Below are 22,646 nucleotides of genomic sequence, written 5' to 3' on the forward strand. Positions count from 1 at the left end.
CCGCTCACTCCAGGATGGGCGAGCCCTCCTCCGGCTCCTGGATGGGGGCGCGGAAGCAGACGCGAGCCTCCCCACAGGCATGGGGGTGCACCAGATCGTCGTCGGGCCCCACGCTCTCGCCGGTCGCGACGCACCAGAACGTCGCCGTCGAGACGAAGCCCGTGTCCCACGCCACCGCCGCGTCATACCGGACGCCCGGCTCTCCCCGCGAACGCACCCGCCGGCAGACGCACGGCGGTTTCTGCTCGGTGCTCGAGTCCATGCGCGCCCTCAGGCCGCTGCGGCGGCCAGCACCGTCCTGCGGACCACGGTCTCGAGGATGGGGACCTTGTAGGCGTTCTTCGACAGTGGGGTGGCTCCTTGGACGGCCGCCTGCGCCACCTGCCGCGCGAGCCCCTCATCGAGCCTCTTTCCCACCAGGAGCTTCTCCGCCTCCGTCGCGCGCCGAGGCGTGGGCGCCACCCAGCCCATGGCGATCGCCGCCTGGCGGATGACCTGGCCGTCCATCTGCAACACCACGGCGACATCGCAGATGGGCCAGTCGTAGCTCTCCCGCTCGCCCTGCTTGTGGTACGCCGCCTTCGTTCCCGCCGCCGGCGCAGGGATGCGCACCCGCGTCAACAGCTCGTTCGGCGCGATGACCGTGTCGCTCGGGCGCTTCGCGTCCGGCGGCAGCAGGAAGTCGGACAGGGGCACCACCCGCGACTTGCCTCCGGGGCCGCTCAGCTCCACCGAGGCGCCATAGGCCACCAGGGCCGTCGCGGGCGTGGAGGCGTGCACCATCACCGTGCGCTGGTTGTCGAAGATGGCGTGATACTGGTTCTGCCCCGAGCGGACCCGCGCCACATCGTCACCCCCGGCCTGGTGGAAGTGATCGTAGCGGAAGTACCAGCAGCGGGGCCGCTGGAGCAGGTTGCCGCCCAGCGTGGCGGCATTGCGGACCTGGGGCGTGGCGGCATGCTCCGCCGCATCCGCCAGCGCCACGAAGCGACGGCGCACCTCCGGCTCGCGCGACAGCCGGGCCAGCGTCACCAGGGCGCCCAGCTCCATGCCCTGCCGGGCGTCGAAGCGCACCCCGTCCAGGCCCTTGATGGTCTTGAGGTTGACCACCCGGTGGGGGGCCACCACGCCCCCCTTCATCAAGTCCAACAGGTCCATCCCGCCGGCCTTGGCGAGGACAGGCTTCTGCGCGCTGCCTTCCCCCAGCAGCGTGACGGCCTGCTCCACGGATTCAGCGTCCACCCATTCGAAGCTCTGCATGAATCCTCCGGTGCGGCTCAGGTTCTCAGCGCCGCGAGCACGTTCGCGGGCGTCATGGGAAGCGTGCGGATGCGCTTGCCCGTCGCGTTGTAGAAGGCATTGGCCACCGCCGCCGCCGTCGCCACGTTGGCGGGCTCGGCCACTCCGCGCGCGTCCGTGGAGGACTGCGCCCCGAGCTGCTCGAGCAGGATGACCTCGATGCGCGGCACCTCGCGCGAGCCGACGATCTTGTACTGATCGACGTTGGCGTTGAGCTGGTGGCCGCTCGCGGCGTCCAGGTGCCGCTCCTCGTAGAGGGCGTAGCTCACGCCTTGAATCACCCCGCCGTAGATCTGGCTCTCGGTGAGCTTGGGGTTGATGGGGCGCCCGCAGTCATGCACGGCGACCATGCGCTCCACCTTGACGATGCCCGTCTCCGTGTCGACCGCCACCTCGGCGAACTGCACGCCCCCAATCCCATGCCGGCTGATGCTCATGTCGGGGGTTGCCGCCGCGAACCCCTCGTAGTCGTCCCGGCGCTCGGCCCGATGGGAGATCTCCTCGAACCCGGCCTTCTTGACGGCCTCGCGGAAGGGCAGGGCCGACGCAGGCTTGCCCTTCACCATCACCTTGCCGTCGACGAAGACGATGTCGTCCGCGTTCGCCTGGAAGTGGGGGGCCAGCCGCGCGGCGATGTCCCGGACGCAGCGGTACGCGGCATTCCGGGCGGCGGGTGTGAGGGAGCTGGTGACGCGGCTACCGCCGGAGGCAGGCCCCATCGGGTAGCGGGAGTCTCCGACGTAGGCGCCGATCTGCTCCGGGCGCAGGCCGAACTCCTCGGCCACCACCTGCGCCAGGATGGTGCGCGTCCCCGTGCCGATGTCCTGCGTGCTGCTGAAGGCCTCGACAGAGCCGTCATCCGTCACGCGGACTTCACACGCGGTGTTCCGGTGGACCAGGTAGAGCCACTGGGACTGGGCGACCCCCATGCCTCGCTTGATGGGACCCTTGTCCGAGCCAGCGGGCCGCCGCTTGCTCCAGCCGAACCGGTCGGCTCCCACCTTGCGCTCATAGGCGCGAGCCACGCAGTCATCCGTCCCGGAGACGTCGATCTTGCTCCGGAGGACGAGCGGATCCATGCCGATCCGCTCCGCCACCTCGTCGATGGCCTGCTCCAGGGCGAAGATGCCCTGGACCTGACCGGGCCCCCGGAACGCGGCGCAGGGCCCGGCGTTGGTGAAGACGTCGTGCTGCTCCACGCGCACGTTCGGGCAGGCGTAGAGCGTGGAGTGGCAGAAGCCGACCCCGGCGCCGCCCGCCACGCCTCCGCTGCCGAAGGACTGGAGCTGGATGGCCGTGAGGGAGCCATCCCGCTTCGCGCCCACCTTGAGCCGCTGGATGCTGTTCGGACGGTTGCCGCCCGACACGTGCTCTTCCCGGCGATCCAGCACCATCCGCACCGGCAGCCGCGCCTTGCGCGACAGGTGGATGGCGAGCAGCCCGAAGTTGCCAATCCCGTACTTCGCGCCGAAGCCGCCACCGGTGAAGTCACTGAGGACGCGAACCTTGTTCTTCGGCAGATCGAAGTGCTCGGCCGCTTCTTCCCGGACGCTCGCGACGTGCTGCGTGGAGGCGTAGAGCGTCAGCCCGTCCTCCTTCCAATCCGCGACGAGCCCGTGCGGCTCCATGGGGACGTGGGTCTGCACCTGGGTGCGGAACTCCGCCTCGACCACCACCTCGGCCTCGCGAAACCCCTGCTCGACGTCTCCGCGTGGGCCCACGCCGCGTGGCTTCGTGTCGGGACCTCGGACGTTGCCTCTCTGGGGGAGGCCTGGGGGAGCTCCGCCTCCGCCCGCGGTCGCCGGCTGCTCGGTGGGGCCGGGGAAGACGCGAGGCGCGTTCTCCTTCATGGCCTCCTCGAGCTCGGTGACGTGGGGTAGGGGCTCGTACTCCACTTTGATGAGCTTCAGCGCCGCCTCGGCGGCGCGAGGGTTCTCGGCGGCCACCGCCGCGATGGGCTGGCCCGCGTAGCGGATGGTCGGGTAGCGCTGGCTCTGCTCCGCCTTCGGGTCGCGCAGCTTCGCGGTCGCCAGCAGGCGCTCCATGACGTGAACGGCGCGGACGCCTGGGTAGCGCTCGGCCGCGGAGGTGTCGATGGACTTGATGCGCGCGTGGGGCAGCGGCGAGACGAGCCACTTGCCCCAGAGCATCCCGGGGAGCTGGATGTCGAAGGTATAGCGGGCCTTGCCGGTGACCTTCTCGATTCCATCCAGGCGCGAGATGGGCTTGCCGATGGACTTGAGCTTCGCGTTCTCGGGCAGGGGCGGTGGCTCGTCCAGCGGCACCCGCCGGGTGACCTCCTTCAGCCCGTCCCCGACAATCCCTTGCAGGATGGCTTGCTGCCGGGCGGGCCCCGGGTTCGGAGGTGGAGGCGGCTTGGGGCCTCCGGCCTGCTCCTTCTGTCCGTCGGAGGGCTTGTTGGAAGCGCGGCTATCCGTGGTGTCCTTGACGCCTTGCATCAGCTCTTCCCCTTGATCTTTCCGCCTGCCTGGGCCGCCGCCAGGGTCGCCTTGAAGACGTTGGGATAGGTGCCGCACCGGCACAGGTGGCCGCTGACGGCCTGCTTCACGTCATCGAGCGTGCACTTCGGGTTGCGCTCGACCAGCGCGGCGCAGCTCATCACCATGCCGGGCGTGCAGAAGCCGCACTGCAGCGCATCGTTCTCCACGAAGGCGCGCTGGACGGGGTGGAGCTCGTCGCCCTGGGCGAGCCCCTCGATGGTGGTGACCTTGCGGCCCCGGGCGTCGAAGGCCAGCGTCATGCAGCTGGCGGCGACTTCGCCGTCGAGCCACACCGTGCAGGCCGAGCAGGCGCCACGGTCGCAGCCGATCTTCGTCCCCGTCATGCCGAGGTTGTTGCGGAGGACTTCGGCCAGCGTGGTGGCGGGGTCCACCTGGACGGCGACGGGGCGCCCGTTGATGGAGAGGGACAGCGAGGCGGGCTCGGGGCCCTGGACCGCCGGAGAGGCGGCCGCCGCCGCTTCCGCGACGGACTGGGACAGCGTGGCGGTCAGCGCCGAGGCACCCGCGCCGGTGAAGAAGGCGCGGCGGCTGAGCTTGGGAAGCAGGGGCTTGGAATCGGAGTCATCATCGGGTGGGGCCAAATGTCGAACGCTCCTCTCGCGGATGAAGGTACCGGAGCCGCAGCTGAGAAGCCCAGACAGAGTGTGAAGCCTGTGTCACCAGCTTCGATTGGTGAACAAAGGCTCAATGCGTTCTCCCAGCTCTTCAACAGCTGGGCGGCTTCGAATGCAGCGAGCCCCTCTCCCCTCAGCGCCATCTCTGCGTCAGCAGCGCTGCGAGCGCATCTCCAGCGGACCGCAATCTCCGGAACGCAGCGATGTACCGCTCGGCGTGCTCGTCTCCGTAGCTATCTTCCTCCCGGAAGGTCGCTCCCTTCTGGATGTTCTCCATGGCCTGCACCCCGAACTGACGTTGCGCCTCGAAAGACTGTGTACTCAAGCGTGGAAGAGGACGGCTCGGTCGTGTTCTCCAGCCCGCCCCTCGTGTGGAGCCTGCGCGCATCCACACGAAGGGAGGAAGGGCCGGGAGTCTGGCCAGGTGTTCGTGACGAAGTCCTGTCCAGAGCAGCCCTACGCCGCGGAGCGGACGGTGGTGAGGCCGTCCATCAGCGCCTCGGTCAGCAGCTCCAGATCATCCAGGAGCACGTCCTTGACGGTGACGTACGTCTTTTCGTCGATGACGCGCATGTTGAAGCGCGTGTGAGAGGTCTCCTCCGGGAAGCGGAAGGTGATGCTGTCACGCAGGGTCTGGATGCGCGCCAGCACCTCTTCCGGCAGGCTCGGCTGAGTCTTGGGGCGCTTGTGCCGCGTGGCCTCCTTCAGCTCCTCCACCGTGCACTCGGAGAAGGGCTTCTGCTCGAGCGTCCCGTCCGCCTTCGGTACGTCGATGAGGGTGGGACCGGGATCGTCCGCCGAGAGCTTGAGGCTGGCCGCCTTGCCGTAGGTGATCAGCGCGTACAGGTGGTACACGCTGTGGCGCGCCGCGGCCTGTTCGCTGAAGGCCCGCGCCACGGTGCCGCACGTGCTGAGCACCGACTGGGAGATCTCCTTCACCTCCTTGCTGAAGAACTCCTGGGCGTTCTTGAACCCGCCCATGGCCGCCATCTTCTTGTCCACGACGAGGTTGTAGTACTGGCCGATGCGATAGTGATTCTTGTTCACGTCCGTCCCAAGCTGGCGCAGCGTGTCGCGCACCTGGGTGAGAGTCACGTCGGTGATGCTCTTGTCTTGTTTCGCTTCCATGGTTCCGCCGTTCACTTCGAAGGGTTGATGCCGCCAGCACCAGCGCACCATCTGCTGCCGCCAGCGACGGATGGGCCACTTGCAGCACGCGGGCCAAGGACTGTGCCCTCTGAGAACGGGGGGCTTCGAGGGAGAGGAGTCCGGTTTCGTGGACGGACCGTCTCATTGCGGAGACTGGGTCGCTTCAGGTCACTTTGGGATATCCCAAAGTGACCCATGGGCGGCTGAGGACGTGGGGCCAGCGCACTCCCCATTGGAAGCCGGAGGTATCTACGCCGGGTCCAGGGCCCAGGTGCCTTCCTCCCACCGAAGCAAGGCCTGCGCCGCTTTGAATGGAACCAGCCCCTCGCCCTTGGCAGCTTCCTCCAAGACCGCCTTGGCCTCTGCCGTTCGATGGCGGAGCAGTACTGCGGCAGCCGCTACCCGGACGTCCATACGGGGATGCGTGAACAGTGCCGCTAGTGCATCTCGTCCCGCATCGCCATGCTCTCGGAGCTTGTCGAACGCGGCGCCGTATTTCCGGGCATGCTTGTTCCCGGTCCTGGCATCTCCCCGCCAGATGGCATCGGTCTGGGCGGCGACGTTCTCAGCGAACTGCGCCACGAGCTCCTCCAGCCTCATCACCAGATCCCTTTCTGGACGTTCTCCATGGCGAGCAATCCGAACTTGCGCTGAGCCTCATACGACTGCGTACTCAACCACTGACGCACGGTCAGGCTCTTTGAGCCGGTAAGATCCCATTGGATGGACGAATAGAACGCGCTAACGCGAGTGTGTAGCCCTTTCTCCAGGGGGATGACGTTCCGGGTGTTGTGGAGGGCATGAGGACCGAAGCGCGCCACGTTGCCTGGAGTCTGTTCGACGATGTGGTGCCACTGCTTGCCCTCGCCTGCTGAGCCCAGAGCGCTTCTGAGGCCACTGAAAGAGCCCCAGGATCTGACTCCAGCAGGAGGGCTGCCGGCTGAGGAGTCTCCGCCACCCAGGCTCTGGGCGGCCATGGCGACGGCGGTAGCTGGCAGGGAGATGACGATGGTGGTGCCGACGACGGCTACCGCGCGCACCTGTCCGACGTTTGCCAGGTGGAGCCCCATTCGTGAGGCACTCAGTGCCGCCGTCTCGGAGAAGCCAGGGAGCATCGGCAGCCGGGAGGCCAGCAGTGCGGCGCCCCCGGTCATGCCCTGGCTCACCACCACCGTGACCGCGAGGACGAGGACACGTGCCACGTTGGGGCCGATCCGGCTCGCGAAGCGCTGGCCTGCCTGTTCCAGCTCCTCGGCAGTGGTGGCTTTGTCGGTGGCGCGCTTGAGCTTCCGGCTTGCGTCCACAACGGCGAAGAACGTCTCGACGCCCAGGGAGAGCAGCAGGAGGGCGGAGACGATGGCAGCGGCCTTGGTGAACACCGGCTCGGGGTTGGCGGCCATGACGGCCCAGGTAATGAGGCCGGTGGCGATGACGGTGTAGAAGAGCTGGGGTGCCAGGGTGTCCTCCACGGCCCCGGCGATGCTCTCGCGCATGGGCTCGAGCGATAGGCCCAGGGCGATTCCCAGCTTGTCCCACGGGCCCAGGCCCATGACGTCATCGAGCAGAGAGAGGCAGTCTTCCCTGTGCTGGCCGGGCTTGCAGAGGCCGCCGAAGCCCTTGCTCATCAATCGCTGCCAGCGAGAGTCCACCTCGTCGCCAGGGTAGGAGGCCCGCACCAGCCAGCCCTGGTGGGGGGAGCGCAAGGCCAAGGGCATGTGCAGCACCCACTGCGTCAGAGCGTGCTCGAAGGCGGCTGCGCTCAAGTTCACGGCTGGGGCCGAGGAGAGCTGCCGATACTCCAAAGGCTCATCCCCACCTGTGTCCAGGCGCACCACGCGCGAGGTGCCGCACGCGGTGGACAGCGCTAGCAGGAGGACGAAGACGCGCAAGAAACGAGGAGGCATGGGGGCCCTCCAGAACGAGGGGGCCTTCAGCCTACGCGAACTCGTTATCCGCCAGCCGTTGCGCTAGAGACCGCGTCCCGGATCGAACTCTGGACGCATGAGGACGTTGGGCCTCCCAAGCCCTGCCAGAGGCTTGACCACCTGAAACGGGCTGAGGGCCCGAATCCGCCTCCGCGTCGTGTCCGGCCTCCTGCCGGGCGAACCTTGTGCGTACTGGTCTGCTTGTCGTACCAGTTGGGGAGCGGTTCGCTCATGGGCCGCCTCCATGGTCAGGCAGTTCCCCGGGCTCTACGCCGGGTCAAGGGCCCAGGTGCCTTCCTCCCACCGCAGCAAGGCTTGCTGCGCCTCGAAGGGGACCATGCCCTCGCCCTTGGCGGCTTCTTGCAGGACCGCCTTGGCCTCCGCCGTGCGATGGCGGAGCAGGAATGCTGCCGCAGCGACCCGGACATCCATGCGCGGGTGTTTCAGAAGAACAGCCAGTGCATCTCGCCCTGCATCGCCCTGGGCCCGGAGCTTGTCGAACGCGGCACCGCACTTCCGGGCATGCTTGTTTCCGGTCCTGGCGTCTCCCCTCCAGATGGCATCGGTCTGGGCAGCGACGTTCTCTGCGAATTGTTCGACGAGTTCCTCCAGCTTCATGACCAGATCCCCTTCGAGAGGTTCTTCAAGTCCGACGCGAGCATCGACCGGCTCCGGCAAGGTGCTCACTCGTCTCGAAGACATATCGGAACGCGCGCACAGCTGGCGACCCATGAGGTAGGGTAGGGCGGGGGCGGAGGTGAGCGCCTCAAGCCAGGGAGAAGCGCCATGGGGAAGAAGCGCCCCGAGCTGGAGGTGGACCCGCTCTTCCTGCCCGTGGGAACACGGGTGGGGCCGTGGCGGGTGCAAGGCTGGAGAGGTCGAGGCGCCTACGGCACCCTCTACCGCGTGGAGCGGGTGGGCCAGCAAGCAGCTGGCTCGTTCGCGCTCAAGCTGGCCACCCATGCTCGGGATGAACGCTTCGAGCGCGAGGCCTGGCTGCTGTCTCGCATCCAGAGCCCTTACGTGCCACGGCTTCACGAACAGGGCGTATGGGCACACCCCAGCGGAGCCTTTCCGTACGTGGTGATGGGCTGGGTGGAGGGCGAGTCGCTGTACGAGTGGGCCGAGAGGCGCAACCCGACGTGGCGTCAGGCGGCGAGGCTGTTGGCCCAGGTGGCGCGGGCGCTGGAGGCCACGCATGCGGTGGGGGGCCTGCACCGGGATGTGAAGGGTGAAAACGTCCTGGTGCGGCCCGCGGATGGGCGGGCCTTCCTCACGGACTTTGGTGCGGGGCACTACCGAGGTGCGGCCACGCTCACCACGAAGTTGCTGCCTCCAGGCACGCCCGCCTACCGCAGCCCCGAGGCGCGGGGCTTTCTCCGCGTCTTCCTGCGCCACCCCACCGCGCACTATCCGGCGAGCACGTGTGATGACTTGTTCGCCCTGGGAGTCATGGCCCACCGGCTGGTGACGGACGAGTACCCGCCGTCCACCCATCCCGAGGAGAGCGGCTCCGAGGTGTGGAGCGCGAGTGGGTCAGGGCCGCGTCCGCCGCGCGAGCTCAACCCGCGCGTCAGCCCCGCGCTGGACGCGCTCATCCTGAGGTTGCTGGCCATCGCCCCCGAGGAGCGATTTGGGGGCAGAGCGGGGGAGGCCGCAGAGGCGCTGGAGCTGGTGGCGGAGAGTGCGGAGGCGGAGGCGGCGGGCCCGCTGTTCTCCTGGGGGAATGGGCACCTCCCACGCTGGCGGGCTCCCGAGAGTGTGCGGCGAGCCGAGGCACTGGACGCCGCTGCGAGGGAGCAGGCGCTTCGCGAGGAGGAGGCGCGGAGTGGCGCCAGGGCTCACCGTGAACAGGCTCCGCCATGGGCTTGGGGACCGGTATGGGGAGTGGAGATGGCGGTAGCCCTTCTGGGGTTGCTGCTCGCGGGGGGCTCCGGGGCCTGGCTGTACCGCGGGCAGGAGCTGGCCGGGACCGCTTCAACCCGTGCGGCCCCGAGGGGAGAGCGTGTGGCAGTGGCCGACAGCGTGATACCCGCCGCGACGCTCGCCCCCATGCTCAGTCACGACATGCCATCGGTCATCGGGTTGCCGCTGCCCGAGAAGCCCTTTCCCGGTCAGCGCACGCCTCCGTGCAACAGGCATGGTGAGGTGGAGCTTCGTGGCGGGTGCTGGTACCTGCTGGGCAACGCCCCTGCGCCGTGCAAGGAGGACGCGTACGACTGGAAGGGAGCTTGTTACCTCCCTTCTTATCCTCCCCGGCGCCCGTCTGCGTCGCAGCTCCCGTGATGCTCCGCCGCGAGAGCCTGGCGCCTCCGCTCCGGTAGGCCCGCCGTCCGCGCAAGGCGCTCCAGCGCAGGTGCTCTACCTGGAGCCAGCGAAGGCCTTGCCACGAGCCGCGAGGGCCTTCTCGAGAATGCCTATCGCCTTCGGCCCCACTCCGTGGAGCTCGCCCAGCTCTGCCTTGCTCAGTCGGGCCACCTGGCTCAACCGCGTGATGCCGATGTTTGCCAGGGCTCGGGTCGCTGGCTTGCCGATACTGGGGAGGCTGTCCTCGGTCTCTGGGTTCGGCATGTCATTCCTTTCCTGACTGTTCCGCGTGAGCTTCGAGGCCTTGCCGCACCTGATGCAAGCGGCGGTGCTCAGCCTGCCACCGGGTGTTGCCTCGCAGCTGGAGACGCTCGTCGAGGCGCTCTCCGCCGTGGATGGGGCGGGAGACGTCCCCACCGCCCTCCAGGATCGCTCGCGCCGGAGGACTAGACTCCTTGCCGCTGGAGCACCCCGGCGCCGATATCCCCGGCGAGATCGATCACCACCTTGGCCGCCAGGCTGAAGCCCTCCGTGCTTTCCACGACGTCATTCAGGCGGAGGAACTGCATCATGTTGGGCAGGGGCGCCAGGACGGCGGCACCGATATCCGCGCCATTGGCCGTCGGCGGATCATCCGAGGTCCCGATGACGGCCCCGTTGAGCCCGACGGCGAACATGCCCGCCCCCCAGATCGTGAGGAACATCTTGCCCGCCGTATCGATGGACTCCGCCACCTGCTTGTCGTCAGGGGAGCGCAGCAGGTAGCCATTGAGCCCGAGCGGTACCCACCCCATGAACCAGTTGACGAGGGAGAACACCTGGGCCGTCGTGAAGCCGGAGAAGTCGAAGCTCAGGATGTTGCCCGTGGGCCAGGAGAGCACCTGCATGGCGAGGTTGACCACCAGGTCGAACACCCCCAGGACCACCGTGCTGGTGCTCGCCTTCTCGAGCATCTGCGCCGAATCGTTCGACGAGGAGATGTCGAGCGCCGCGTCGACCAGCCCCTGGATGACGGAGATGATCTCGACGAGGCTCGCGCGCAGGTTCCCCTCCAGGGAGAAGCCCTGGAACGCCAGGGGCGCCGCCAGCGTGGCCTGCTGCGGCGCCTGGAAGCTCGTGCCGAGGATCTGCTGCGTGGTGGCGTCGTCGAAGGGCGGTGTCTGACTGTTGGCCAGCTTGAAGAGGATTGTCAGCGGGAAGGCCAGCACCAGGCTCGCCAGCCCGAGGGCCGTCATCGGCTCGCCCGAGCTGGAGATGACGTTGTTCCACAGCCAGGTGATGATGGGGATGTCCGGCAGCGTCTGGGTCAGCATCTCCCAGATGGCATCCACCCCGTTGGAGAAGATGTCCAGCAGCGCCGTGACGAGGTCGTCGAGGAGCTCGAGGAAGAGGTCCACTACCGCCTTCGCCGCGCTGAGCAGGTCGGCGACGCCGAGCGTGGGCAGGCTGCTCGGATCACTGGAGACCTGCTTGACGAAGTCCATGAGCGAGGAGATCGCCGTCTTGAAGCTCGTGACGACGTCGGAGCTGCTGACGACATCCCAGAGGCCGCTCAGCAGATCGTCCGAGAGGCTCCCCCCGCTCAGCGCGCTCGTGATGCCCGCAGGCAGGTTCTCCGACACCTTCGAGGTGAGCCAGCTGTTCTGCGCGGAGCTGCTCCCCGTCGGTTGCGCCGAGGTGGTGAGGGCACCGCCGGAGCTTGCCTGCGAGGGATCCGAGGGGTTGATGGTCGCCGCGATGGACTGGCCCGAGAAGCGGGAGATGGCGCTGTCGAATGCCGCGTCCACCTTGTCCTGGATGCCGGTGAACGCCTTCTGCACGGCGGGCAGCACCTCCTGCTGAAGCACCCAGGTGATGGCCGGCTGCACCTGCAGGATGAAGTGCTCGAGCACCTGCTTCGTGTTCCAGATGTCCTCCCAGGAGAAGAGATCCTTCAGCCAGTCCACGGCCTTCTGGATGTCGGCGCCCAGGACGGTGAAGAACGCGTGGACGGCCGAGACGGCATCCTCCACGCCATTGACGACGAGATCGGCCAGCTGGACGACCTGCTCTCCCACGCTGACCCAGAAGGTGGCGACGCTGTCGGCCGCGCTCACCACCCACTGGACGACGCTCATGGCCCCCGTCTTGAGGGCATTCCAGACGTCTCCGAAGAAGTCCCCGATGTCGGACCAGACGCTGTCGAGCGAGGCCGACGCGGAGAGGCGGGCGCGATAGGCCTTGAGCTCGGCGGTGGACTGGAACGTCGTGAGGCGGGGGTTCTTCGGGTCGCGCAGGTCGGCCGCGAAGCCCACGGCGCGCGGTCCCTCCCGCAGGGCGGAGGCGCTGCTCCCGGTGACGGTCGGCATCGTCATGACGGTTTGAATGGCCGAGACCACGGAGTCCACCGTGGCCTGGGGCACCGAGCTCGAGACGAGGGGCTGCCCATCCACCTGGGCGTTGACGAGCACGTCCGTGCTCAGCGGGCTGAGGGCGGCGGAGCCCGTGTTGAGGGAGGCCGTTCCGCGCAGGAAGTCATGCAGGTACTGGTGCGGGGTGACCGTCACCGACAGCGACCTGCCGGGGGCCGTCACCGTGAAGATGGGCGCGCTCAACCCCGTGGCGGGGTACGAGAAGGTGATCTTCCCCTGGGCATCGGCCGTCAGCGTGGCGGCCTGGGTTGGCGCCGGCCCGACGAAGGAGGTCACCCCCTGCGCCTGGATGGCCACCTCCACGGCGGCGGTGAGCGTCACCTGGGCGCCCGGCATCATATTGCCGTTGGTGTCCGTGAGGCTCAGCTCCGTGCGGTAGCGCACCAGCTCGAGTGGGGTATCCGGAGTCGGGGACAGGATGAGGTTGCGCGTCCACTGCTGCGTGGTGGCGTCCTGGGTCAACACGTGCAGCGTCTGATCGACGCCGATGGCGAACAGCGTGGCGTCGTCCTGGATGTCGGGCGGCGTGGACAGGAACGAGACGTTGACATCCAGGGGGAAGAAGGTGGCCCAGTCCGGCGTCCCGGAGGCTGACCAGTCCACCTGATTGAGGACCCACATCGTCCCTTGCGGATCCACGCCGAAGAAGCGGATCAGCGTGTCACTGCCGACCAGCCCCACTCCCTGCTCCACCGTCGCGCCCGTGACGGAGGTGCGCGTGAAGGAGCCCTGCGCCCCCGGCATGGGGAAGGTGGCGAACCACAGGGCGCTCTGAGTGTCCGAGTACAGGGCCGTCACGGTGGTGCCCGTCAGGTTGATGTAGTGGATGCGCGAGACGCCGCTCTCGGTCACGTCCACGGGGGTCCACGTGGCGGGGTCCAGGAAGGACTGGAAGAAGACGGTGAGGCGCTTGCTGCTGACGACGGCCAGCACGTAGATGCCGGAGTCCTGGGCGATGGCCGGCAGGAGCTGCGCGCCGCTCAGCGACCCCTTGAAGAAGTCCTGTGTGTCGGGCGAGGAGCCGGGGACGAAGACGAGCAGGTCTCCACCAGCGGAGGCGCCCATCACGTTCAGCGCTCCCCCGCCCGTGTTCACCGCCGCCAGGTTGTTGGCCAGGGTGAGCTCCTCGGGGGTGGACCAGACGCCATCCTGGAGGACGGAGTGGAGCGTCTGGGTCGTGTTCCGGTAGTACGCGTGCGCCAGGTTGTCCGAGTGGACTCCGGCGGCGACCTCCTGGACGCCAGTTCCATTGGGCATCGGGGTCAGCTTCCAGCCCGAGGCCGAGCTGCTGTCCGGGGTGATGTGGGTGAGCCCCACGTCCGGCAGGATGGCGAGCGCGGTCGCCGTGCCATCTGGCAGGACGAGCGTCGCCAGCGGGTTGGCGACAGTGCCATCCACGAGGATGTTGTTGGCCAGCAGGTAGTCGGTGCTCAGGCGGCTGTCGGCCGTTACGGCGGCGAGCGTGGCAGTCATGGCGGGGCCCCCTCGAGCCCACCAGCATGTGGGCTCGTCACGGTTTGACACAGATTACATGCAATCACGTTGTCATCAGTGGAAGAGTGCGCCGCTCGTGGCCGGCCCCGCGATTGAAACCGGATTCCGTCGCATGGTAGGACCGTCGGGACCGCCCGCTCCCGACCGCACACCATGGATTCCCCCGGAGCTGGACGATCTCGCAGGCGGTTGGTTCGAATCACCGCGGGCGTGCTCCTGGTCCCCGTGGCGCTCCTCGTGCTGGTGTGGGGCGCGGCGGTCATCGCCCTGCACAACCTCGGTCGCCCCTGGCTGAAACAGCGCATCGTCTCCGAGGTGGAGGCGGCCACGGGCATCCAGCTGGACTACCAGGAGGCCCGGGTCGCCGTGCTCTCGGGGCTGCGGCTGGAAGGGCTCGTGGTGCATACCCCGGCGCCGTTTCGAAGCGCCGCGCCCGAACTGCTGCGCGTCGGCTCGCTGGAGGTGCAGTGGTCGCTCGGCGCTCTCCTGAGCAAGCAGCCAAGGGTGGAGCGGGTGTCGGTGCGGGAGGTGGCCCTCGCCCTGGTCGCCGACGATGCAGGGCCGACGTCCCTCACGGGACTGACGGGGCCGGAAGCGCCGGAGCCTCAGCCTGTCGAAGCGCCGCTCGGAGCCTCCCGGCAGCTCGCGACCTTCCTGGCCTCCGCGCCGCCCTTCGGGCAGGTCGAGGTGTCCGGCGTGTCGTTGACCTATGTCCGCGTCCGGAGCGCTGAAGTCGTCGAGCGCTGGTCCTTGCGTGGGCTCGCGGCCACGGTCGAGGCGAAGCGGCACGATGATGGATGGAGAATCTCCGCGAGCATCGGCCAGCCGGGTACGCCGCTTCCCCTGGAGCTGAGCCGGGAAGGCGCGGCCATTCCGGCGGCCCAGGCCGGGCTGGAGCTGGCCCTCTCCGCGGAGGCAGGGGCATCGGCTGCGCATGCGCGGGTGGACCTGGACGTCTCGCGACAGACGTTCGATCCACGGTTCACCGCTCGCACCCTGCTGCACGGCGCGGCCGCAGCGAAGTTCGATGGCGAGAAGCGGCACATCACCCTCGAGCTGGACCGCACCCGGGTGACCGACAGCGCCGAGCTGCAAGCCCAGATAGTGCTTCCGGATGCGGCGGAGGTTCCTCCCGTCGTGACGAAGGCCTCGGCGGAGCTGGATCTCGGACGGCTGCTGCAGCTGCTCCCCGCCGACATGCGGCCCTTCTCCATCGAGCGAGGCAAGGTGCGGCTGGAAGCCCAGGCGCTCACGCTCAGCGCCATGCCGCGGCTGGGCGCCCAGGGCCGGCTCGGGCTGGACGCCGATGTCGCGGCGCTCCAGCGGATTCAAGGCGCTCTTCGGGTGGCACTCGGGAGTGGACGCGTCTCCTGGGTGGCGACCCCGGACTCCCAGCAGGGACTGGCCGCTCGGCTCACCTTCGCGCTCCAGGGGCTCGACGTCAGGGGGCCCACCACGCTTCGTGTCCCCCAGGCCTCCGGAGAGCTGAAGGGGCAGCAGCTGCGGCCAGCGCTCTCCTCGCCCATCCAGGTGGCCGGGGATGTGTCTCTGTCCGGAGTGGTGGAGGCGTTGGACGTCCATGCCTCCGGCATTCATGCGACAGCGGAGCGCCTGGGGTTTCAGCTCAAGGCGCCCCTGGCGGGAGAGCCGCCCTTCGCCCTGAGCGCGGATGTGCCCGTGGGGGCGCTCCAGGTGGTGATGGCGGATGGCCGAGAGGTGCTGAAGGGCCCCGTGCGCGTGAAGCTCGATGCGTCGGAGACATTCCCCCGGTGGGATGAGCCGAAGCTCAGTCGGGGGCGCGCCCGTCTGGAGCTCGACGTGGGAACGATGCACGCGTCGCTGGATGCCAACAAAGGGAACGACGCCGTGGCGTACACCCTGGCCGTCGAGACTCCGGACCTCGCGGTGGCGCGGCCCTTCCTCCCCGAGTCGGTCGCCGCGCGCATCCCCTGGAAGCAGCTGGCCGTGAGCCTGGCCTCCACGGGCAAGCTGGCGTCGCTCTTCTCCCCCTCGCCACGGCTGGAGCACCGGACGGAGCTGCGCCTGCAGCGGCCGGGATGGGACGACGTGTCGGCCAGCAACGTCGCCGTCGTGGTGAGCTCGAAGGGAGATGCCTGGCGGCATACGGGCGACGTGGACCTTCGAGTCGAAGGGCTGCGCGCCGGTGAGAAGGACGTGGGGGCTCAGCACCAGACGCTGGCGCTGGACCTCGACCGTGGAAAGCCGTCGCTGCGGGTGGTGCTCGCCAGCCACGCAGGGCTGAAGGTCGCTCTCGACGCCGCGCTGGCGTTCGACCGGAAAGCCAGCGCGCTGCGCGTGGATGTGAAGGGCGACCTTCCGCCCGACGGTGCCGTGTTGCCTCTCCTGGCCAGGGCGCAGGTGCCCGGGGAGCTGGACCTCCCGCGGCTCGGGCTGGGCGTCGAGCTGCATGGCACGCTGCTCGGTGTCATCACGGACATCACCGCGGATGGAGCCGTGCGGCTGGCCTCGGAGCCGCTTCGGACCGCCGGCTTCGAGGGGACGGCGGTGGTGGATGCGAGCGGCATCCGCTGGAGGCAGGAGGCCTTGTTCATCAACCTGCCCAAGCTGCACTGGCAGGTCGATTCGCACGTCGATGGGCCACGGCGAACCGTCCGCAGCGTGGTGACGGCCGAGAAGCTCGGTGTGGGCCTGGACGATCGCCGGCTGTCCTTCGCCGACCTGTCCAGCGACACCACCGCCACCTTCTCCGAGAAGTGGGAAGCGGACGACATCGAGCTGAAGCAGACCGTGAAGGTCCGCTCCCTCGAGCAGAAGCCGGCGCTGCCCTATCCGGTGCAGGACCTGGAAGGCTCGTTCTCCGCTCGCTGGAAGCCCCATGGCGTCATCCACGTCCCGGATCTGCACCTGGCCAACGCGGGCACCAGCACCCGGCTGAGAGCCGAAGGCCGGCTCGACCTCAGCGACCACCGGCGCCGCCTGGCCGTCCGAGGCGAGCTGGAGCAGGACCTGTCCAGGCTCGCGCAGCCCGGCGTCATCGAGAGCAGCGGCAAGGTCTCGGTCGACTTCCGGGTGGCCTCGCCCGATCTGGTGGTCTTCCGGACCCTCTCCAACCTGCTCCTCCATGATGTGAACCTGCGGCTGCCCGAGTCGGGGATCGCCATCGAGGCGCTCGACGGCAACGTGCCGCTGACCGAGAACGTGGAGCTCACCGAAGGCGGGGTGCGGCTGCTGAGCGACATCGAAGTGAACCCGTACGCGATGCTGCGCTTCGCCGACCAGCACCCCTTGCTCTCTCGCAGTGGATTCATGTCGGTGAGCCGCATCACCACGCCGTACATCTCGATCGCGCCCCTGGCCGGCAACCTGTCCATCAACCAGAACGTGTTCTCCATGAGCCAGCTGGAGATGGGCGTCCGGGGTGGGCGCATCACCGGGCAGTGCGTGCTGGATTGGCAGGGACGTCACTCCACCCTGGAGGCGCACGTGCGGGCGACCGGTGTGAAGTCGTCCCGGGGCGAGCCCTTCGACGGCAACGCCGCCGTGGTCATCTCCGGCAAGGATCGCAGCGTCAACGGGCGCGCGGAGATCCTGCGCATCGGCAACCGACACCTGCTCGATCTGCTCGAGCTCGAGGATCCGCACCACGCCGATCCCGCCACCAACCGCGTCCGCTACGCGCTGCGGGTGGGCTACCCGGAGAACGTGCGGGTGAGCTTCAACCACGGCTTCGGCAGCCTGCGCATCACCATGGGAGGCATGGCCCGGCTGCTCAGCGTCGACGAGATCCGGGGCATCCCCATGGGCCCCATTATCGACCGCGTCATCAGCTCCTTGCCCCCCCTGGAGGCCACGCCATGAAACACCCCGGGTTGCTGCTGCTCGCCGCCCTCGTCTCCGCCGGGTGCATCCGCGCCCCGGAGATCGTCATGGTCGATCGCGCGACGGCGCTCGAGGAGCAGGCCGCCGGCTCGTTCAAGGACGTGGAGCAGCGGCTCGCTCGCGCGGCCATGAGCCCGACGCCGGTGCCGTTCACGCCCAACCAATTGGAGGAGCTGGGCCTGCAGCCCACGGCGCTGGTCGAGAACATGGGCAAGACCCAGGCGGACCGCGTCGACGAGCTGCTGCGGCGCCACTGCGTGGGCGAGGGGAGGGACGGGCTGCTGGTGGACACCCGGCGCCGCTGCCAGGCTGGGCGCCTGACGGCCGATGACGTCGCCCTGATGGAGCGGGTGAACCGGGCCCGGCTGCAGCTGTGGCAGTGGATGCGGACGGTCCGCCCCCATGTGCCCGAGGAGTCGCTGCGCCGCGGCTGGCAGCAGGTCCACGCGGAAGGGGTGGTGTGCGGCGGCTGGGTGGAGGCCGAGGACGGCACCTGGGGAGAGAAGAAGTGCTGACGCCCGGTGGACGATTCCTGCTGGCCCTGGCGGTGCTCGTCGCGGGCGCCACCTGGGCGCAGGACGATGAGAACGACGGAGGCCTGCGCACGCCCTCGCGGCTCACCGTGGGCGTGGGGGACCAGTTCCTGGGGCAGCTGGAGCCCGGCGGGAACCGGCTGATCTTCGTCTCCAACCGCAACATCGCGACGGAGATCTACGCCCAGGAGCTAGAGGGGGGCCGCGAGCGCCGCCTCTTCGACGAGGGCGCCGACGTGACGTGGCCGCGCGTCAGTCCCGACGGCAAGCACCTGCTCTACATCTCGTTCCGGGACCAGGCCAGCGGCCAGCTGTGTGTGCGGGAACTGCCGGCCGCGGAGGTCCGCCGCTGCCTCGAGGAGGAGACCAGCGCGCTGCAGGCGGAATGGATCGATGCCTCGCACATCGCGCTGGTGAGCCGCGCGACCATCCAGGGCGACCTGCACCTGTCGCGGGTCACGGTGGGGCCCACGCTGTCCGTGCGCCCGCTGCTCGATCGCAACCTGACCAGCCCCACCCTCTCACCCGATGGGCGCTGGCTGGTGTACGTCCCGGTCGAGCGCTCCGTGCGGCAGGTGGGCCCTGGCTTCGCGGCTCGCGCTTCGTCCCACCTGGAGGCCCTTCGCCTGGATCGCCCCGGCGCCGCCCCCATCCCGCTGGAGCTCGATCTTCCGGGGCAGACCGGACAGCCTGTGTTCTCGCGTGATGGGCGCTTCCTGTACGTGGTGCAGTTCTTCACCGACTCCAACGCGGACGGGGTGATCGACGCTGGCGACCGAGGGGTGCTGTTCCGGGTGCCCTTCGCGGCCGAGCGCGAGGATGCGCCCGAGCGGGCCGCCGCCTCCAGTCCGGAGCAGCTCACCAGTGAGTCGTGGAACTGCGAGTACCCGGCGCCCACGGCCGAGTCCCTCATCGCGACGTGCTCGCGCGCTCAGTCGCTGGATGTGTACCAGCTGCCGCTGGATGGCCAGGTTCCCAGCCACTGGGATGTGGCTCGCCTCAACGAGGAGCTGAACATGGTCGGCCGGCGCGCGGACCTGCTCCTGCTCTATCGCCACCGCCTGCTGCGCGAGGAGCGCCCGAAGATCCGCCGGCTGCTGATGATGCGACTGAGCCGGATGCACCTGGCCTTCGAGGACTTCGACGCGGCGGAGTTCTACGCCCGTCACATGGGCAGGGTGGATGATCCCGCCACCGCCGGACTGTCGGAGCCGCTGCGGATCCTCATCGAGCACCGGCGCGCGATGAAGGAGCGCGAGAACGGGCGCATGGTGGACGAGCTGAGCGTCGCCGAGCGGCAGCGCATGGCCGCGCTGGAGCCCGCCACGGCTCCCAGCCCGCCCTCCGCCGTCTTCCAACACGTGGTGCGCAGCGAGCTGGCGGACGACGCAGGCGACTTCACGCTGGCGCGTCAGGAACTGGAGGCGGCCCAGGTGACCGACACCACTCCGCGCGGGGTGCTGGAGGCCTGGTTCGAGCGAGCGGACGCGCTGTACCGCAAGCTCGAGGACCGCAACGCCCTGGTCGAGGCCGCCCGCCGGCTCTCCACGAACAAGGTCTTCCCGGCCGACGACCAGCTCGACTTCGCTCGCGCCGCCGTCCGCGCGCTCTACCGGGGGCGCCCCTATGCGGAGGCGGATGCCGCCATGGCCCAGGAGCTCGCCTCGGCACCCGCCGGCTCGGCCTATGCGTTCGCCCTGGAGATGGGCCGGCACGTCAACGCGGTGCACGAGGAGCGTCCCCCGCGTCCCGTCCGGGATGCCCTCATCGCTTTCTACCGCCGGCAGGAGGAGCCCCTCCGCCGTCGCGCGCTGGTGCAGGACGCCGTCGAGCGAGCGGCGGGCCTCGGAGCCGACGGCGTGCTGGAGGCGCTGGCGACGGTCTACGTGGACGACACTCCGCCCGGCACCGAGGAGCGTCGCCGGGCCGAGCGGCTGTTCCGCCGCGCGATGACGGGGCGCGGCTACCGCCGGCTCGGCAGGCAGCGCCTGGAAGAGGCCCGGGCCGACTTCGATACCGTGACGCAGCGGACAGGCTCCCTGGAGAGCGCGGTCGAGTCCATGAACCTGCGGCTGCTGGCCGGCGTCAGCCCCGAGGTGGTGCGGAAGGAAGTCACCACCACCTCGCCGAAGATGGCCCAGCCGCTCGCGCACTTCGTGAAGGCCTACGTCCTGGCGCGCCAGCTGCCCTCGCTGGATGACCGCGCCCACGCCGAGGCGGTGGCGGCGGCCGTGAAGGAGCTTCGCGCCGGGTGGAAGGACCTCAAGAATCAGCGCGCGGCACATGCCCTCTACGGCGCCATCCACCACGAGGACTTCCTCCGCCGCCGCGAGCCCGCCGCCGCCGAGCGCGCCAACCGGCACTACATGATTGCCCTGGACCTGGTGCGCAACAACCTCCGCTACCGGGCGATGCTGCTCGGCGCGCTGGGGCTGCTGCACACCCAGGTGGGCAACTTCCACATCGCCCTGGGCTACCTGGATCAGCGGGACAAGCTGCCCTACGTGGACAACGCGGCGGGGCTGGCGGTGTCCCTGGCTCGCGCCCGGGCGCTCCTGCACGTCGGCCGCGAGAAGGAGGCGGCGCAGGCGGCGGATCAGTCCCTGGCCATGGTGGAGGCCTCACCAAAGCTGGCCGGGTTCGTCACCCCGGCGTTGGATCGCGCGGCGCTCTACAACCTCGCCGCGGGCCAGTTCGAGCGTGCGCTGGCGCTCTATGAGCGCGAGCTGCCCGCCGTGGAAGCGGGCACCGGCGACACGGAGGGGCTGCGCAACCGGCTGGTGGTGCGCCTGGCTCGCTGCGCCGCGGCGCTGGGGGCAGGGCAGCCCCAGCGGGCGCTGGAGGACCTGGCCGTCGTGGAGCGCGAGCTGAGCACTCCCGCCGTGCGGGACTCGCTGCGCTGGGCCCACTCCACCCCCGAGCACGTTCAGCGCTCCTATCGCATCATCGCCGCCGGCCTGCGCGCCAATGCGGAGGCCCGGCTCGGGCACCTGGACGCCGCCGCCCGGGCGCTCGAGCAGCGGCGCGCCTTGTTCCTGGAGCGGTTCGACGAGTTGGAGCGCGACGAGGACCTCGGCGCGGTGATGCTGGCGGAGATGCGGCTGGCCGAGAACGCCGTGGACCGCCAGGACTCGGCGCAGGCGGCCCGCTGGTTGGGCAAGGCCCTCGCGCACGCCGACGCCCTGGTCGAGCGCACCCACGCCCCGGTGGATGCCGGTCAGCTGGATGTGCTCTGGTTCGCGGCGCAGCTGCACTCGGGGGGGAACACGCAGATGCCGTTCGACGTGCCCAAGCGCTTGGGCCAGGCCCACCGCTCCCTCCTGGACCAGAGCCATCCGTCCTGGCGTTCCTATCGGGCGTGGTTCGAGATCTACCTGGCGCTCGGCGCGAGCCCGCCGGCGGAGGTCCGGGACGCCCTGCTGCTGCCCGCACGGCCCCCGGTCGACAAGGTGTATGTGTTCGACGTCAACCGCGCGCTCGAGCGGCCCGAGACCCTGGATGACGGCGGGGACCTGGCGACGGGGGTGGGCACGCCGAAGGACATCGAAGTCATCCGCTTCGAACGGTGACCCAGAACTCGCCAGGCTCCTTGGCCTCCTGCCCGCGAAGGAGCCGCTCGCGAAGCCGCGCCTCGGTGAGCCAGATGCGGCCGTCCTTCGCGACGGTGAGGTTGACGGGAGACTCGAGGCCCGAGGCGAGCACCTCCAGCTTCTTCGGGCCGGGGGATGGCCCGAGGACGTCGATGCGCAGCAGCCGTCCGTCTCCGCTGTCCACCGCGCCCTCCAGCACCAGCAGCCGCCCGTCGGGAGCGAAGCGCATCCCATCCGGGTTCTCCAGCCGGCGCGGCAGCTCCACCTCCGTCACCGTGGGTGGGGCTCCGCTCCCGAGCCGGATGAGGAAGAGGCGCCCGGGGCCGAAGGTGTTGATGGCCAGCGTCCTGCCATCCTTCGCCAGCGCGATGCCCGCCGGCCCCACGTTGGCCATTCCCGTCCCCTGGGCCTGGAAGCGCGTGTCGGACACGAGTGTCTCCAGCCGCTCGCCTCCGGGGCGCAGGTACAGGACGGACGCCCGCGAGCTGTCCGTCACGTACACGCCGCCGTCTGGCGCGACGGCGATGTCATTGCCCATGCCGCCTTCCGGGACGACGACGAGCCGCGACACCTTGCCGGTGCGGACCTCCAGCGCGAAGAGCCTCGGCGGCCGCCGGCCCAGCGAGCCATCCGGGCGCAGCAGGCCCATGACGTCGGGAGACGTCCCCCACAGCAGCCCGCGCGGCGCATCCAGCCGAAGGCTCGTCACCGAGAACACCTCGTCGGAGCCCGGGAACAGCTCCTGCCACGCTCCACCCGGCTTCCGCTGGAGGACGCGTCCGCTCGACACCGAGCCGACGAAGAGCGTTCCGTCCTCCGCGTGGGCGATGCCGTTGGGGTACGTGAAGCCCTCTGGAAGGGGTATGCGTGGAGCCGTGGCGAGCAGGCTCGCGCTCAGGAGGGCAAGGCAGCACAGAGGACTCATGAGGGCACGTCCTTCG

Annotated in this window: 15 protein-coding genes; 4 read left to right on the forward strand and 11 right to left on the reverse strand. The window is 69.3% G+C overall.

What is annotated here, in order from left to right:
* Positions 1 to 4: 4 nt before the first annotated feature.
* The 8 genes from KY572_RS15860 to KY572_RS15895 all read right to left on the reverse strand — a co-directional run bounded on the left by KY572_RS15860 (position 5) and on the right by KY572_RS15895 (position 8,127).
* A complete protein-coding gene (locus tag KY572_RS15860; protein ID WP_224243457.1) occupies positions 5 to 262 on the reverse strand; it encodes a hypothetical protein in 258 nt (85 codons plus the stop codon).
* A gap of 8 nt (positions 263 to 270) precedes the next feature.
* Positions 271 to 1,260, reverse strand: a complete 990-nt coding sequence (locus KY572_RS15865; protein ID WP_224243458.1) for an FAD binding domain-containing protein — start codon at positions 1,258 to 1,260, stop codon at positions 271 to 273.
* A gap of 17 nt (positions 1,261 to 1,277) precedes the next feature.
* Positions 1,278 to 3,758, reverse strand: a complete 2,481-nt coding sequence (locus KY572_RS15870) for a xanthine dehydrogenase family protein molybdopterin-binding subunit (protein ID WP_224243459.1) — start codon at positions 3,756 to 3,758, stop codon at positions 1,278 to 1,280.
* Positions 3,758 to 4,402 carry a (2Fe-2S)-binding protein gene (locus tag KY572_RS15875; protein WP_224243460.1) on the reverse strand — a complete coding sequence of 215 codons (645 nt, stop codon included), beginning with the start codon at positions 4,400 to 4,402 and terminating at the stop codon, positions 3,758 to 3,760. Before KY572_RS15875 ends, KY572_RS15870 begins: the two co-directional genes overlap by 1 nt.
* Before the next feature lie 489 nt (positions 4,403 to 4,891).
* Positions 4,892 to 5,563 carry a hypothetical protein gene (locus KY572_RS15880; protein ID WP_224243461.1) on the reverse strand — a complete coding sequence of 224 codons (672 nt, stop codon included), beginning with the start codon at positions 5,561 to 5,563 and terminating at the stop codon, positions 4,892 to 4,894.
* Positions 5,564 to 5,833: 270 nt separating this feature from the next.
* Positions 5,834 to 6,184 (reverse strand): DUF2019 domain-containing protein, encoded by a 351-nt coding sequence (locus tag KY572_RS15885; RefSeq protein ID WP_224243462.1) that lies wholly within the window; start codon positions 6,182 to 6,184, stop codon positions 5,834 to 5,836.
* Positions 6,184 to 7,488 carry a SitA5 family polymorphic toxin gene (gene sitA5 / locus KY572_RS15890; RefSeq protein ID WP_224243463.1) on the reverse strand — a complete coding sequence of 435 codons (1,305 nt, stop codon included), beginning with the start codon at positions 7,486 to 7,488 and terminating at the stop codon, positions 6,184 to 6,186. The genes KY572_RS15885 and sitA5 overlap by 1 nt, the downstream gene beginning before the upstream one ends.
* Positions 7,489 to 7,776: 288 nt before the next feature.
* Positions 7,777 to 8,127 (reverse strand): DUF2019 domain-containing protein, encoded by a 351-nt coding sequence (locus KY572_RS15895; protein ID WP_224243464.1) that lies wholly within the window; start codon positions 8,125 to 8,127, stop codon positions 7,777 to 7,779.
* Positions 8,128 to 8,295: 168 nt separating this feature from the next.
* On the opposite strand from KY572_RS15895, the gene KY572_RS15900 reads away from it, so the two are divergent.
* Positions 8,296 to 9,795, forward strand: coding sequence for a serine/threonine-protein kinase (locus KY572_RS15900; protein ID WP_224243465.1), 1,500 nt, complete (start codon positions 8,296 to 8,298; stop codon positions 9,793 to 9,795).
* 75 nt (positions 9,796 to 9,870) lie between these two features.
* On the opposite strand, the gene KY572_RS15905 is transcribed toward KY572_RS15900, so the two are convergent.
* Positions 9,871 to 10,080 carry a helix-hairpin-helix domain-containing protein gene (locus KY572_RS15905; protein WP_224243466.1) on the reverse strand — a complete coding sequence of 70 codons (210 nt, stop codon included), beginning with the start codon at positions 10,078 to 10,080 and terminating at the stop codon, positions 9,871 to 9,873.
* A gap of 182 nt (positions 10,081 to 10,262) precedes the next feature.
* A complete protein-coding gene (locus KY572_RS15910) occupies positions 10,263 to 13,700 on the reverse strand; it encodes a hypothetical protein (RefSeq protein WP_224243467.1) in 3,438 nt (1,145 codons plus the stop codon).
* A gap of 174 nt (positions 13,701 to 13,874) precedes the next feature.
* On the opposite strand from KY572_RS15910, the gene KY572_RS15915 reads away from it, so the two are divergent.
* The 3 genes from KY572_RS15915 to KY572_RS15925 are packed head-to-tail and all read left to right on the forward strand — an operon-like array spanning position 13,875 to position 21,684.
* The gene (locus tag KY572_RS15915) at positions 13,875 to 17,561 is read left to right on the forward strand and encodes an AsmA family protein (protein ID WP_224243468.1); all 3,687 of its coding nucleotides are present in this window, start codon (positions 13,875 to 13,877) and stop codon (positions 17,559 to 17,561) included.
* Positions 17,558 to 18,097 (forward strand): DUF1318 domain-containing protein, encoded by a 540-nt coding sequence (locus KY572_RS15920; protein WP_224243469.1) that lies wholly within the window; start codon positions 17,558 to 17,560, stop codon positions 18,095 to 18,097. The genes KY572_RS15915 and KY572_RS15920 overlap by 4 nt, the downstream gene beginning before the upstream one ends.
* Positions 18,091 to 21,684 carry a hypothetical protein gene (locus KY572_RS15925; protein ID WP_224243470.1) on the forward strand — a complete coding sequence of 1,198 codons (3,594 nt, stop codon included), beginning with the start codon at positions 18,091 to 18,093 and terminating at the stop codon, positions 21,682 to 21,684. Before KY572_RS15920 ends, KY572_RS15925 begins: the two co-directional genes overlap by 7 nt.
* Here KY572_RS15925 and KY572_RS15930 read toward each other — a convergent pair.
* Positions 21,665 to 22,630, reverse strand: coding sequence for a Vgb family protein (locus KY572_RS15930; RefSeq protein ID WP_224243471.1), 966 nt, complete (start codon positions 22,628 to 22,630; stop codon positions 21,665 to 21,667). The genes KY572_RS15925 and KY572_RS15930 overlap by 20 nt on opposite strands.
* Between the last annotated feature and the right edge of the window lie 16 nt (positions 22,631 to 22,646).

Origin of the sequence: Hyalangium gracile (assembly GCF_020103725.1) — a bacterium.
Lineage (GTDB): Bacteria > Myxococcota > Myxococcia > Myxococcales > Myxococcaceae > Hyalangium > Hyalangium gracile.